At 40.8% G+C, this 15,076-nt stretch carries 9 protein-coding genes; 8 read left to right on the top strand and 1 reads right to left on the bottom strand.

Going from position 1 to position 15,076, the window contains the following annotated elements; all coding sequences use genetic code 11:
- Positions 1-34 precede the first annotated feature (34 nt).
- The 8 genes from BFS30_RS12470 to BFS30_RS12505 all read left to right on the top strand — a co-directional run bounded on the left by BFS30_RS12470 (position 35) and on the right by BFS30_RS12505 (position 11,903).
- Positions 35-1,879: a glycoside hydrolase family 13 protein gene (locus BFS30_RS12470; RefSeq protein WP_069379606.1), complete on the top strand. Its 1,845-nt coding sequence runs from the start codon at positions 35-37 to the stop codon at positions 1,877-1,879.
- Positions 1,880-2,563, top strand: coding sequence for a beta-phosphoglucomutase (pgmB, locus tag BFS30_RS12475; RefSeq protein ID WP_069379607.1), 684 nt, complete (start codon positions 1,880-1,882; stop codon positions 2,561-2,563).
- Between the two features lie 43 nt (positions 2,564-2,606).
- On the top strand, positions 2,607-4,922 hold the full coding sequence (locus BFS30_RS12480; RefSeq protein ID WP_069379608.1) for a glycoside hydrolase family 65 protein: 2,316 nt from the start codon (positions 2,607-2,609) through the stop codon (positions 4,920-4,922).
- Positions 4,919-6,655, top strand: coding sequence for an alpha-amylase family glycosyl hydrolase (locus BFS30_RS12485; RefSeq protein WP_069379609.1), 1,737 nt, complete (start codon positions 4,919-4,921; stop codon positions 6,653-6,655). Before BFS30_RS12480 ends, BFS30_RS12485 begins: the two co-directional genes overlap by 4 nt.
- Positions 6,656-6,665: 10 nt before the next feature.
- A complete protein-coding gene (locus BFS30_RS12490) occupies positions 6,666-8,018 on the top strand; it encodes an MFS transporter (RefSeq protein ID WP_069382411.1) in 1,353 nt (450 codons plus the stop codon).
- 84 nt (positions 8,019-8,102) lie between these two features.
- Entirely contained in the window at positions 8,103-9,635 is a 1,533-nt protein-coding gene (locus BFS30_RS12495) for a S10 family peptidase (protein ID WP_069379610.1), read from the top strand.
- A gap of 28 nt (positions 9,636-9,663) precedes the next feature.
- The gene (locus tag BFS30_RS12500; RefSeq protein ID WP_069379611.1) at positions 9,664-10,626 is read left to right on the top strand and encodes an acetyl-CoA carboxylase carboxyltransferase subunit alpha; all 963 of its coding nucleotides are present in this window, start codon (positions 9,664-9,666) and stop codon (positions 10,624-10,626) included.
- Positions 10,627-10,712: 86 nt separating this feature from the next.
- Positions 10,713-11,903, top strand: a complete 1,191-nt coding sequence (locus BFS30_RS12505; RefSeq protein ID WP_069379612.1) for a serine hydrolase domain-containing protein — start codon at positions 10,713-10,715, stop codon at positions 11,901-11,903.
- A gap of 71 nt (positions 11,904-11,974) precedes the next feature.
- Here the strand turns inward: BFS30_RS12505 and BFS30_RS12510 are convergent, their stop codons facing one another.
- Positions 11,975-15,001 carry a DUF2723 domain-containing protein gene (locus BFS30_RS12510; RefSeq protein WP_069379613.1) on the bottom strand — a complete coding sequence of 1,009 codons (3,027 nt, stop codon included), beginning with the start codon at positions 14,999-15,001 and terminating at the stop codon, positions 11,975-11,977.
- Between the last annotated feature and the right edge of the window lie 75 nt (positions 15,002-15,076).

Below are 15,076 nucleotides of genomic sequence, written 5' to 3' on the forward strand. Positions count from 1 at the left end.
TTCTTTTAATTAGCTTTTTCACCTTGTTTTCGACATGAAAAAATTTATCATCCTTTTCTTTTTAGGTCTATCTCTGAATACCTGGGCACAACAGTTGGAACGTGTAGAGCCAATGTCATGGTGGGTGGGTATGAAGAACCCTAAACTTCAACTGCTGGTCCATGGAAATAATATAGCCACCCTGGAAGTTCAACTGAGCTACCCGGGAGTTAAACTCGTACAGGTACATAAAGTTGAGAATCCCAATTACTTATTCATTGACCTGGAAATAGCAAATGATGCTATTGCCGGAAAGTTCCCCATCTTATTTACAAAAGGTGGAAAAAAACAAGCGCAATATATATATGAATTAAAGAATAGAACTCAAAGTATTTCCAGGGTGCAAGGAGTAAGTAATAAAGACCTGATCTACTTGCTGATGCCGGATCGTTTTTCTAATGGTGATCCTAAAAACGATGTAATAAAAGGGATGAAGGAAACCCAACTAAACAGGGATTCGATGTATTACCGTCATGGAGGAGACATTCAGGGAGTGATTAATAAGCTAGACTACCTGAAAGATCTTGGCGTAACCGCCATTTGGATGACTCCGGAAATTGAAAACGATATGCCACTGGCTTCTTATCACGGTTATGCCGCTACAGATCATTATAAAATAGACCCGAGATACGGTACTCTGGAGTTATACAAGACTTATGTGGATAAAGCCCATGAAAAGGGGCTGAAAGTTATTAAAGATATTGTACACAATCATATGGGAACCGGACACTGGTTCTTTAATGATATGCCGATGAAAGATTGGGTAAATCAATGGCCGGCATATACCCAGACCAGTTATCGTGATGAACCGGTAATGGACCCTCATGCTTCCAAAGCCGATCAAAAGAAAATGCTGGATGGATGGTTTGTACCTAGTATGTCGGACTTTAACCAACGTAATCCTTATGTGCAGAATTACCTTACCCAAAATCATATCTGGTGGGTAGAATATGCTGGAATTGACGGATTGAGATTGGACACGTATCCTTATAATGATCCTGATTATATGCGAGACTGGGCTGTTAAGATCAAGGCAGAGTTTCCTACGCTATCTATTTTTGGAGAAACCCTGGTTAATTCTGTTGCAGCACAAGCCGCTTTTACAGGAGGTAACACGGTAAGCAGGGGTTTTGATACAGAGCTTCCAGGTATTACAGATGCCGTGCTCAAGAATGCGATTTATGAAGCATTGAATGGCAAATCAGGATGGACAGATGGTATTTTCAGATTATACTCCACACTTGCTCAGGATTTTCTCTATCAGAATGCAGACCGGAACGTGATTTTCATGGATAACCATGATATGAGCAGGTTCTATTCTATGATCAATGAAGATATCTATAAATACAAGTCTGGAATGGCTTTGTTGCTTACTTTAAGAGGTATTCCTCAAATCTACTATGGCACAGAGATTCTGATGAAGAATTACTCTAATCCAGATGGTCTGGTACGTTCAGACTTTCCTGGTGGCTGGGCAAAAGCTAAATCCGATAAGTTTACCGCTGCGGGACGTAGTTCTGCGGAAAACGAAGCCTGGAATTTTATCCGTACACTGGCCAATTATCGTAAAAATAGTCCTGCTTTACAAAGCGGAAAAATGATGCAATATGTACCTGAAAACGGAATTTATACCTATTTCAGATATCTGCCACAAGGTGGTAAAACGGTGATGATCATCATAAATACGGAAGATCAGGCTAAAAGCCTGGAAACTTCCAGATTTGAAGAAAGGATGGGGCAAGCGAATTCCGCGATCAATGTCCTCACTAATGAAAAAATAAACTCCCTAAAAACCATCTCTGTGCCTGCAAAGACCACATTGGTGTTAGAATTGAATTAAATGCAAAATACTAGACAACCTATCGCCTGCATCTTTGATTTAGACGGCGTATTGGTAGACACCGCTGTCTATCATTATCAAGCCTGGAAACAGCTGGCGAATTCATTAGGATTTGACTTTACCGAGTTACAAAACGAGCAACTGAAAGGAGTGAACCGGATGCGTTCCTTAGATATGATCCTTCAGTGGGGGGGAGTAGAAAAGTCGAAAGAAGAAAAAGAACTACTGGCAGCAAAAAAGAACGAATGGTACGTGGCGATGATTAGCAAGATGACCGTAAAGGAAGTTTTGCCCGGTACATTGGAGCTGCTCAAAGCGTTAAAGATACAGGGTGTTAAAATGGCTCTGGGCTCGGCAAGTAAAAACTCTTCGCTTATCCTGGAGCGTACAGAGCTGGCCGGCTTCTTTGATGCGATTGTTGATGGGAATTCAGTGACGTCCTCCAAGCCAGATCCGGAAGTTTTCCTTAAAGCAGCCGAACTACTCGTCGCAGCAAAAGAAGATTGTGTTGTTTTTGAAGATGCGGCAGCGGGTGTAGAGGCCGCAATTGCAGCTGGAATGAAGGTAGTTGGAATAGGAAACAGTACACACTTACCTGGTGCAGATGTACTGATCAAAGACCTTTCTGAGATCACGGTTAGAGAAATAGAAGAATTGAAAAATCCAGGAACAGAAAAAGCATAAAATACTCCGGCCATTGAGTTAGGAATATAAGAGCAGATATAAGATGAAGAATTACATAAAAGCAGACGCATGGAACATTGTTGAGGAAAGTTTTGATCCTCATTTGAATAAGATATCTGAAAGCTTGTTCAGCATTGGTAACGGAAGAATGGGACAACGTGCAAATTTTGAAGAAGATTATTCCGGAGAAACCTTACAGGGAAATTATGTAGCCGGGGTATACTATCCGGATAAAACCCGTGTGGGATGGTGGAAGAACGGTTATCCGGAATATTTTGCAAAAGTATTAAATGCAACCAACTGGATTGGATTGAACATTCATGTTGATGGGGAGACGCTGGATCTTCACCTGGCTAAAGTAACTGCTTTTAAGCGGGTACTGAATATGAAAGAAGGCACGCTTAGCCGTAATTTCAGGGCCGAATTAAATAGCGGTAAGATCATTGACGTACAGGCCATTCGATTTTGCAGTATTGTAGATGATGAGGTTGCTGCTTTACATTATCGGATTGTTCCGGTGAACTTTGAAGGGGTCATCCATATTACCTCTTTTATAGATGGAGATGTGAAAAATCAGGATTCTAATTATGAAGAGAAATTCTGGGAAGAAGTGGCTCAGGAACAGAAAAACGGCTTAGACTACTTATTGCTTCGTACTAAAAAAACAGAATTTGAAGTCTGTACTGCCAGTTGTTCTCTGATTTTTAAAGAAGGTGATGCGCAGACGACAAGGCCTGTTGCCCGGGAGAAATATCTGGCACAACAAGTGGAAATTTCTGTGAAACAGGATGAGGCAATAGATATCTATAAAATTGCCGTTAATGTGACCTCTCAAAATTACGATAAACCTGATTTATTAAAAATTGCTGCAGAAAGAATTGCGATGGCTTCTGCTAAAGGATTTCAGCAAATGAGGGAAGAACAGGCAAAGGCCTGGGCAACTAAATGGGCAGAAGGTGACATCGTTATTGAAGGTGACCTGGCCGCTCAGCAAGCCATTCGTTTCAATATTTTCCAGCTTAACCAAACTTATACCGGTAAAGATGCCCGGCTAAACATCGGCCCAAAAGGATTTACAGGAGAAAAGTATGGAGGGTCTACTTATTGGGATACTGAAGCTTACTGTATCCCTTTTTACCTTTCTGTTGCTCCTCAGGAGGTCTCCAGAAATTTATTGATATACAGATATAAACAATTGGATAAAGCCATAGAAAATGCGATTAAGCTTGGCTTTAAAGATGGAGCTGCACTTTATCCAATGGTTACCATGAACGGAGAAGAGTGCCATAATGAATGGGAGATTACCTTTGAGGAGATCCATCGGAACGGGGCTATTGCTTTTGCTATTTTTAATTACATCAGATATACAGGGGATGAACATTACCTGGCTGATTACGGTTTGGAAGTGCTGATTGGTATTGCACGTTTCTGGAAACAAAGGGTGAACTGGAGTGAAGACAAAAATAAATTTGTAATGCTCGGCGTAACCGGACCTAATGAATACGAAAACAATATCAATAATAACTGGTATACGAATAAATTAGCTGCCTGGTGCTTAAATTATACAATGGAAGCTGCAAAAAAAGTAGAGCAGCAATATCCTGATGAATACAAGAGAATCATACTCAAAACTAACCTTCAGGATGTAAAGGAATTTAAAGACTGGAAGAGGGTAGCAGATGAGATGTATTATCCATACGATGAGAAAACGGGAGTATTCTTACAGCAGGATGGTTTCCTTGATAAGGAGCAGACATTAGTGAAAGACCTGTCCGCGGAAGATCGTCCTTTAAATCAGAAATGGAGTTGGGACAGAATTTTACGCTCCTGCTTTATCAAACAGGCAGATGTATTGCAGGGAATGTACTTCTTTGAAGAGGAGTATGACCTGGAAACGTTAAGAAAGAACTTTAATTTTTATGAGAGCAGAACGGTTCATGAAAGTTCTTTATCCCCATGTGTGCACAGCATTCTTGCTGCGAAACTAAATGATGAAGAAAAAGCATATGAATTTTATCTGCGTACTGCCCGCCTTGATCTGGACGATTATAATAATGACACAGAAGATGGTCTGCATATTACTTCAATGGCTGGAACCTGGATGAGTGTGGTGGAAGGTTTTGCCGGAATGCGTGTTCGTAACGACAGATTGATCTTTAATCCTTTTTTGCCTAAAAGCTGGACGTCGTTCTCTTTCAGTATTGGGTTTAGAGGTGTGCCGCTAAAGGTTAAGATTACTGCCACGGGGATGTTAATTATCAACAGTTCCGATCAGGTATTGGAAGTAAGTATTTTGGATCAGATTCATGTTATTCCTTCAGGAGAAACTTCCGTCGCTTATAAAGTAGCATTAGTATGAAAATAATATGCAGAAATACTATTTTGATCTTATGGGTAATATTTGGATTTTCGGGTAAGACTATGTGCCAAAGTAAACCAATAATTTATCAGCTGTTACCAAGATTGTTCGGCAATCAGCAGAGCAGGAATATTCCATATGGTACCATAGCAGAGAATGGATCTGGTAAATTTGAAGACATCAGTTTTAAAGCACTTGAGGGAATAAAGGAGCTGGGGATAACGCACATTTGGTATACCGGAGTGATTGCTCATGCGAGCCTGACTGATTACAGTGCTTTTGGGATTCGCCCGGATGACGCAGATGTAGTGAAGGGACGTGCCGGATCTCCATATGCCATCAGGGATTATTATGATGTTGATCCTGATCTGGCTGTAGATGTTAAAAACCGCATGATGGAATTTGAGGCGCTAATTTCAAGAACACATCAGAAAGAACTTAAAGTGATTATCGATTTTGTTCCCAATCATGTGGCCCGCAATTACCATTCCCTGGTAAAACCTGTAGGGATAAAAGATTTTGGGGCTGATGATGATGTTTCGAAAAGTTTTAGTACTGGAAATGAATATTATTATGTCCCGGGAAAGTCCTTTATTGTTCCTGATAGTCAGGAGCAAACTAATCCTTTGAGCGGATTAAAGGATCGGAAATTTGAAGAAAATCCGGCAAAAGCAACCGGTAATAATATTTTTTCTCAAAGTCCATCAAATGGCGACTGGTATGAAACTGTAAAGCTAAATTATGGAGTAGACCATGCCAATGGGGACCGTCAATATTTTAGTCCGATTCCTGGAGTCTGGACAAAAATGCGTGACATCCTTGTATATTGGGCTTCAAAAGGAGTGGATGGCTTTCGTTGTGACGTTGCCGAAATGGTACCGGTAGAATTCTGGGAATGGGTTATTCCCGAGGTTAAGAAGTCCTATCCTAAACTTATTTTTATTGGTGAGGCTTATAATCCTGCTGCATATAAATCTTACCTTACTAAAGGTAATTTTGATTATTTGTATGATAAGGTAGGTTTATACGACGGTTTGAAAAAACTGATCAGAAATGAACAGGGAGCAAGTGTAAAAGACATTTCTAAAGTATGGCAGGTAGAAAGTGCCGGTTTTGGAGATCGAATGTTGCGTTTTCTGGAAAACCACGATGAGGAAAGGATTGCTTCTGCAGGTTTTGCAGGAAAAGCGGAGTATGCGATTCCTGCAATGGTTGTTTCTGCAACTTTATCCGGAGGTCCGGTCATGTTGTATTTTGGTCAGGAAGTAGGTGAACCCGCTAAAGGAATAGAAGGTTTTGGCGGAGATGATAACCGTACAACTATCTTCGATTACTGGGGTGTACCGGAGCATCAGAAATGGATGAACAAGGGAGCTTTTGATGGTGCGCTACTAGCCCCTGAACAAAAACGACTAAGGGAATTCTATAAAAAGCTAATGCATATTGCCGGCCATTCTGAAGCCTTAATTAAAGGGGATATTGTAGAAATCCCATTGGCTGAGGATCGGGTTTATGCATTTGTCCGTTATACTGAAAATCAACGTTTACTCATCGTTGCAAATTTTGACAGAACGCAATCGATGGAACGAACTGTTGAGATTCCTGCTGCTTTTTTGAAGAATAGAGAAATCATCCGAAGTACCGATTTATTAGCTAACCTAGAAGTAGCGCATACCCTTCAATCTTTAACTTTAAAAGTATTGCCGGGAACTGCGCAGATCATTGAATTTTAATTATCAACTGATGGAAAAAAGAATTGCTGTGAGTAAACCAAGACTATCATCTTTACAGATCTTTAATATGAGTGCCGGTTTCTTCGGAATTCAATTTGGATTTGCTTTACAGAATGGAAATGCCTCCAGAATCCTGCAAACTTATGGTGCTGATGTGGAGCACCTCTCTTTATTTTGGCTGGCGGCGCCGCTGACCGGGATGATTGTTCAACCTATCATTGGTTATTACAGCGATAAAACGTGGAACAAATTTGGAAGAAGACGTCCTTATTTTCTGATCGGTGCGGTATTGACGGCACTTGCATTAATTCTGATGCCTAATTCTGCTGCAATGGCAAATCTTTTACCTCCTATTATAATTGGGGCGGGGATGCTGATGATAATGGATGCTTCTATCAATGTTGCGATGGAACCCTTTCGGGCACTGGTTGCGGATAAGCTTCCTGAAAGTCAGAGGAGTTTTGGTTTTTCTATGCAGACCTTTCTTATTGGCGCAGGAGCGATTACTGGTTCCTGGCTGCCTTATATTCTCTCTGAGTATGCGGGTGTATCAAAGGTGGCTTCGCAGGGACAAGTTCCTGATAACGTAATCTATTCTTTTTATGTTGGTGCTGCGGTTTTGGTACTCACTATCCTATGGACAGTAGTTACTACTAAAGAATATCCTCCTGAAGAAATGGAAAGATACCATGAAGAAAATGAGGAAGAGGAGAAAAAAGGGATCATGTCCATTTTCAGCGACTTCTCGAAAATGCCCTTAACGATGAGACAATTGGGCCTCGTTCAGTTTTTTTCCTGGTTTGCTTTATTCTCTATGTGGGTGTTTACTACGCCGGCCATTGCACAACATATCTATAAAGTTGCTCCTGGTGATACCTCTTCTTTAAAATTTGCGGATGCAGGTAATTGGGTAGGAATCCTCTTTGGAATTTACAATGGGGTATCTGCAATTTATGCCTTAATATTACCTGCTATCGCCCGTTCAACGAGCAGAAAAATTACCCACGCATTCTCTTTAACTGCCGGTGGTCTGGGACTGTTGTCTATTTATTTTATTACCAATCCACAACACCTGATTTTTTCAATGATTGGAATTGGTCTGGCCTGGGGCAGTATCTTGTCTATGCCATATGCAATCCTTTCGAGTGCCATTCCAGCGAGAAAAATGGGAGTATATATGGGGATTTTTAACTTCTTCATTACGATGCCCCAAATTGTAAATGGTTTCTTTGGAGGGATGATTGTAGAAAAGTTCTACGATGGCGAGGCCATTTACGCCATTGTTCTGGCAGGAATTTTTATGGTTCTGGGCGCAATATCGGTTTTATATATTCAGAACAACAAAGAAAAAGAACTACAATAATGTGACGGTAACAATTTTAAAGCATAGGGTACATTGATGGTGTTTAGTTAGATATTTATATTCGTAAACCAACCTAAACTAACCATGAGAATAAAAGTATTTACCCTTGCTATGGCCTGCGTATGCTGTTTTAACGTGTCATACGCACAAAAAGCTCCCGCTGTTAAGAATGAAGCTATAAAAGCGGAGCCTGTAAGCCCTTCCAGAACTATTGTTCCGGAAAGTGCAGTTGTAACTCAACATCAGGCCACCATAAACGGACAGCGCATTGCTTATAAAGCGACCGCAGGAACGCTGCCGGTATGGGATGAAGAGGGAAAAGCAATTGCAGGCCTTTTTTACACTTATTATGAACGTTCGGATGTTCAGAACCGTGATAGCAGACCCCTAGTCATCTCCTTTAACGGAGGACCCGGTTCTGCTTCTGTATGGATGCATATTGCATACACTGGTCCGGTTGTCTTAAAAATAGATGATGAGGGATATCCTGTACAACCATATGGTTACAAGGAGAATCCGAGTTCTATCCTTGATGTTGCTGATATTGTTTATATCGACCCTGTAAATACCGGATATTCCCGGCCAACAAATAAAGATGTTCCCGGAAGTAAGTTTTTTGGAGTCAATGCGGACATCAAATACCTGGCAGAATGGATCAATACCTTTGTGACGAGAAGTAACCGATGGGCATCTCCTAAATTTCTGATTGGCGAAAGTTATGGTACTACCCGTGTTTCCGGTCTGGCTCTTGAACTTCAGAATTCTCAATGGATGTACCTGAACGGGGTAATTCTGGTATCTCCAACAGAACTTGGTATTGAAAGAAGCGGGCCGGTAGAGGCTGCTTTACGGTGGCCATATTATGCGGCTACTGCCTGGTATCATAAAGCGTTGCCTGCCGATCTTCAATCAAAGACATTAGCTGCATTTTTACCCGAAGTGGAAGAGTTCACCATCAATGAACTTTTACCGGCAATGGCCAGAGGGAATTTTCTGACTGAGCAAAAGAAGAAGGAAATTGCTGCAAAGATGGCACGTTATTCCGGAATTTCAGAAAAAGTGATTTTACAATATAATCTCGATGTTTCAACAAATTTTTTCTGGAAAGAGCTGTTGAGGGATAAAGGATTTACTGTAGGTCGGTTGGACTCCAGATATAAAGGAATTGATAAAAATGATGGTGGAGAACGTCCTGATTACAATGCCGAGCTGACCTCATGGTTACATTCTTTTACACCAGCAATTAATATGTACCTCAGAAATGAGCTGAATTATAAGACGGACCTGAAATACAATATGTTCGGTTCGGTAAGACCATGGGACAATAGTAATGATAGAACGGGAGAGAACCTGAGACAGGCAATGGCGCAAAATCCATATCTGAATGTCATGGTGCAATCGGGATATTTTGATGGAGCATGCGATTATTTTAATGCAAAATACAGCATGTGGCAATTAGATCCCGGAGGCAGATTAAAAGACAGATTGAGCTTTGAAGGCTATGAAAGCGGTCATATGATGTATTTAAGAAAGGATGACCTCTCTAAAGGAAACGGTCATATTCGTGAATTTATATTAAAATCTTTACCTAAACCCGGGGTGCCTGCGAAGTTTTAAATAAAATGCCTATTTTTACAGCCCACTTATGGAACAGATAAAAACATCATTTGATTTCGAAAAACCTTTAGCTGAATTGGCGCAGCAAATTGAAAAGGTTAAACAGGTTGCCGATAAAACCAAAGTAGATATGTCTGCTACACTAGCTGAACTGGAAGAGAAGTTGGCTGATACACAGCAAACACTTTACAGCCATCTCACCGGATGGCAGAAGGTTCAGATGTCGCGTCATCCTGAAAGACCGCAAACGCTGGATTATATCAGTATGATCTGCGATGATTTCATAGAAATGCATGGCGACAGGACTGTAAAAGACGATAAGGCTATTATTGGAGGTTTTGCAACTATTGCTGGTCAGACGGTAATGGTCATCGGACACCAGAAAGGTAAAAATACCAAGGAACGACAATACCGCAATTTTGGGATGGCCAATCCTGAAGGATATAGAAAAGCATTACGTTTAATGCGTCTTGCGGAGAAGTTCAATAAACCTGTTATTTCTTTTATTGATACGATGGGTGCTTATCCCGGACTGGAAGCCGAAGAACGTGGACAGGGGGAAGCAATTGCTCGTAACTTGTTGGAGATGTCTGTACTGAAAGTACCAATCTTGTGTTTTGTAGTCGGTGAAGGAGCTTCAGGCGGTGCATTGGGGATCGGAATCGGTGATCGCGTATATATGTTGGAGCATACCTGGTATTCTGTAATTTCTCCGGAATCCTGCTCGTCTATCTTATGGCGCAGTTGGGATTATAAAGAAAGAGCTGCAGAATGTCTGAAACTGACTTCGGATGATATGTACAAGAATCAGCTGATCGACGGGATCATTAAAGAACCATTGGGCGGTGCACACCAGAATCCTGAGGCAATGGGTGAAACGATTAAAGAACAGATCATAAGTGATCTGGCTGTGCTAAAGAAATTAAAAACAGATGCCATGATTACCAAGAGAATTGATAAATTCTGTGCAATGGGTGTGGTAAACGAATAAATGATTATAAAACATAATAAGGGAAAAGGCTGCAACTCATACTGCAGCCTTTTCTTTTTTTAATACCTCCATAAAATAGCTGTACTATGATAAAGAAAATCGCATATGGCCTCGCTCTGATTACCTCACTTTTTATATTGGTTCTATGTATACTCTTCATTAGCAGACCTGAGCTGATCCGTGTTTTAAGGTACCAGAGTCCTGATGCAGAAACTTATAAAATATATCCCCAATCGAAGGTTATGCCGGCGGATACTCCTTTTCATTTCGTAAAAGCGAAGACAATGAGAAATGATCTGGATACTATTCTGGTGTTTGACCGGGAAAAAAAGATGATGCCGTTTAAGCAGTACCTGGAAGAAGGTAAGGTTAATCTTTTTATGGTGATCAGAAATGATACTATAATTTATGAGAAGTTTAAAGCCGGTTATAGCGACACCACATTAACGACAGTCTTTTCAGTAGCGAAGTCCATGGTATCAATCATGCTTGGACAGGCAATGGAAGAAGGGAAAGTTAAAAGTCTGGATGATCGTCTGCTCTTGTATATTCCGGAATTGAAGAGTAATCCGGTATTTGGGCAGATTACCTTAAGGAATCTGGTGGAAATGAAATCAGGATTGGAGTTTAGCGGGCTTGAAGGGGGGCTGATTTCGGCTTTTTTATCTGATGAGGCCAAATACTATTATACCGAAAATATTAAAAATGAACTGTTGAGGTTAAAGGCTGAACATCCTCCTGGGAAATTCTGGAAGTATAAGAGTGTTGACGTCCTGTTGTTGAGCTGGGCTTTGGAAAATGCTACCGGAAAAAATGTGACTGCTTATTTTCAGGATAAAGTCTGGACAAAGATCGGGGCAGCTTATCCGGCAAGTTGGGGTTTAGATCATATCGGAGGATTGGCTAATACGGCCAGCCGGTTCCAGGCTACAGGGATTGACCTGGCTAAAATAGGAAGGTTATATCTGCAGAAAGGTAATTATAAGGGACGTCAGGTAGTTTCGAACGAATGGGTTACAAAGTCTGTTCGTGCAGGAGCTGATTCTTCAATTGCAGCTAAAGGGTGGCAAAGGACCCGACAGAACTATTTGTGGTGGGTTCCTCAGGAAGGAGTTAATGGTGATTTCGCCGCAGAGGGAATGCGTGGGCAACGTTTATATATTGATCCTTTAACCAATACCATTATTGTTCAGTTTGCACTTAAGGGGGCAGGAGATTATCCCTATCGTAAAATCAGTCGTTATTTGTCCGGGTTACCTTTTGTTTACCCTAAATAAAAAACTAAAGCCTAAAAAAAGAGCATCTTTAAAGATGCTCTTTTTTTAGGCTTTAGTTACACTTAATTATTTTATTGCGGTGGGAAGAAAGCCGAGAATCTGGCTTCCAATACAGCAAATTTATCGTTCAGATCTTTGCTGAGTTTAGTCTGTTTATATTCCGCAGCAGTTCTTGCCATCTGGTTCAGGAAAGACATCCCTAACTGTACGTTTTGATTGCCTATAAACCTGTTTTTACTTTGCGAAACATCAGCAAGGTAAGTCAGTTCTTTTTGAATGTACTCAGCTGATTTTTCGATCAGCGCATTTGCTCTTTTCTGATCATTCAATAAATATAAGTTTTCTGCCATAAAGTAAGCACCCATCATCGAGCGCATGCCATAGAATTTTTCCGGCATTACTTCAAAATAGCGGTTTACTACTTTTTTAGCATCTTCTACCTTACCTTCTTTAAGCAATCCAGAAATCGTGTTGTTGAAGACATTGGTAAAGATAGAAATATCATCACCTGATTGTGTATCCAGATATCTTGCGTTTTTCACATTTCCCCACACAAACTTATTCATCACATTGTTGTATAGAGGGCCAATGTTAAGCTGTTCACTTTTGGCTGCTGCAGTATCTGGTTTGAAAGGCATCAGGCGTAAAGCCAAACCTTCATTATATAGATATTTGTCTAACCCGTTGTACTGATCGGAAGGAACAGTACTAGCAAAGTAAATTGGTCTTTTCCAATCGTTATGTACCAGAATATCGAACATGGCTAGAGTTCCTTTGGTTACATACCCTTTATTAAAGGTCCATTCCAATGCAGGAGCAATCCTTGCAGAGTCAGCTGGATTAGCTGCACCATTTTTAATCGCATCCGCTTTGTTGATCGTTAATTTAAAGTTTTTTGTTGGAATGAAATTCACTTTTCTTCCGTCATTCAAAGGAACTTTATCTTCATTATTTTCAGAAAGCAAGAGCTCCACAATTGTTTTTAGCTCCACATTACCTGCAATATCTTTATCCTGATAATACATGACATCTCTTTCTCCCTGAACATATTGAGACTCTTTCATGGAAATAGGAAGAGGTGCAGATTCATTTTGTTTGCGTTTCATTCCGTTGATGTACCAGTCGGTATCAAATAAACTCAGATTGACCAGACGGATATCCGGTCTGATGTTTTCAACTTCCTGTGCATACCATAAGGGATAAGTGTCATTATCTCCATAAGTAAACAGAATGGCATTTGGAGCACAGGACTGAAGGTAATCAACCGCAATATCATGAGCTACCATTTTAGTGGAACGGTCATGGTCATCCCATCCCTGTGCAGCCATAATTACCGGAGCAGCAAATAAACCCGCTACAGTAGCCAGGATACCTCCGGTTGCCGGAGTCATTTTTTTAAATACCCATTCCCGCAGTGCAAGTACGCCAAATCCGACCCATATGGCAAAGGCATAAAATGATCCTGCATAAGCATAATCACGTTCCCTTGGCTCCATCGGTTTCTGATTCAGGTATAATACGATCGCAAGACCGGTAAAGAAGAACAGGAGACCAACAATCCCAGCGTCTTTCTGGTTTCGTTTGAAATGCCATATTGCGCCTAGTAAACCCATGATTAATGGAAGGAAGAAGAAACGGTTATAAGCATTACTGTCTATAATAGATGGAGGCAGGTTTTTCTGATTTCCCAGCATGATACCATCAATAGGTTTGATCCCGCTTAACCATTGACCTTCATAAAGGCTGCCTTGTCCCTGGTCGTCATTTTGTCTGCCTACGAAGTTCCACATAAAATATCTCATGTACATCTGCCCAACCTGATACGACATCAGGAATCCGATATTGTCAAAAAGGCTGGGGAAATGATCGTCACTAAAACCCATCAAATCCTTATAGTAAGCAACATGCCCCGGATCATCACTATACATACGAGGGAAAGGAGTTGTTCTGTCATACTCATACTCGGTCTTTTTACCGGCTACTTCATATTTTTCCGCACCTTTTCTATATAATGTTTTTCCTTCTACCACATTTACTCCCTGAGAGTTATAGTTGGGCCCAAATAATAACGGTCTATCACCATATTGTTCCCTGTTTAGGTATCCGAGGAAAGAGAAGGCATTATCTGGATCACTGTTATTCAGGTTAGGATCTGCTTTTGCACGGATAATGATCATGGCAAATGATCCATAACCAAAGATGATCAGTACTGTAGACAATAAGGCAAGGTTAAGGATTTTTTTCTGGTGTTTAATGGAATACCTGATCCCCCAGGTCAACCCGGCTATAAGTAAGATTGCAAAAAAGATCACCCCGGTACCAAAACCCATTCCCAGACTGTTCACAAAGAATAAGTCGAAATATGCACCAAATGAAACCAGATATTGGATGATACCGTATTGGATAACTGCAAGAATCAGAATACCTACGATCCCGGCTTTAATTGTACCGCCAGTAGTCGGATTTTTTGTTTTCTTGAAATAATATACAAAGGCAATTGCCGGAATGGTCAATAAGTTCAATAAGTGAATTCCGATAGATAAGCCCATGATATAGGCGATGAATAGCAACCATCTGTCTGCACGAGGCTCATCTGCATTGGCTTCCCATTTTAATATTCCCCAGAATACAATGGCAGTAAATAGGGAAGAGAGGGCATATACCTCAGACTCTACTGCTGAGAACCAGAAGCTGTCAGAGAAAGTGTAGGCAAGTGCGCCTACCATACCTGCCCCCATAATAGAGATCAGGTTGGATTTACTAACTTCTTCTTTTTCTTTCACCAGGACTTTCTTCGCTAATGCGGTTATGGTCCAAAATAAGAATAAGATGGTTGCAGCACTGGCAATTGCCGAGCCGACATTCATGAAGTACGCCACTTTAGTGACATCACCAAATGCCAACAGAGAAAAGAAGCGCTGTATCATTAAGAACAGAGGTGCCCCCGGTTGGTGGACTACCTGCATTTTTAAGGCAGAGGCGATAAACTCTCCGCAATCCCAGAAGCTCACTGAAGGTTCTAATGTCAGGATATACGTTACTGTAGCTATCAGAAAACAAAGCCAGCCGGTAAGGTTGTTGATTTTTGAATAATTCATTTCTTGTATTGAATAGTTATTAAAGTCGCGCTAATAAAATGCAGCCGAAAATAAAGAATAAGATTGATAAACGCA

The organism is Pedobacter steynii, from assembly GCF_001721645.1.
Lineage (GTDB): Bacteria > Bacteroidota > Bacteroidia > Sphingobacteriales > Sphingobacteriaceae > Pedobacter > Pedobacter steynii_A.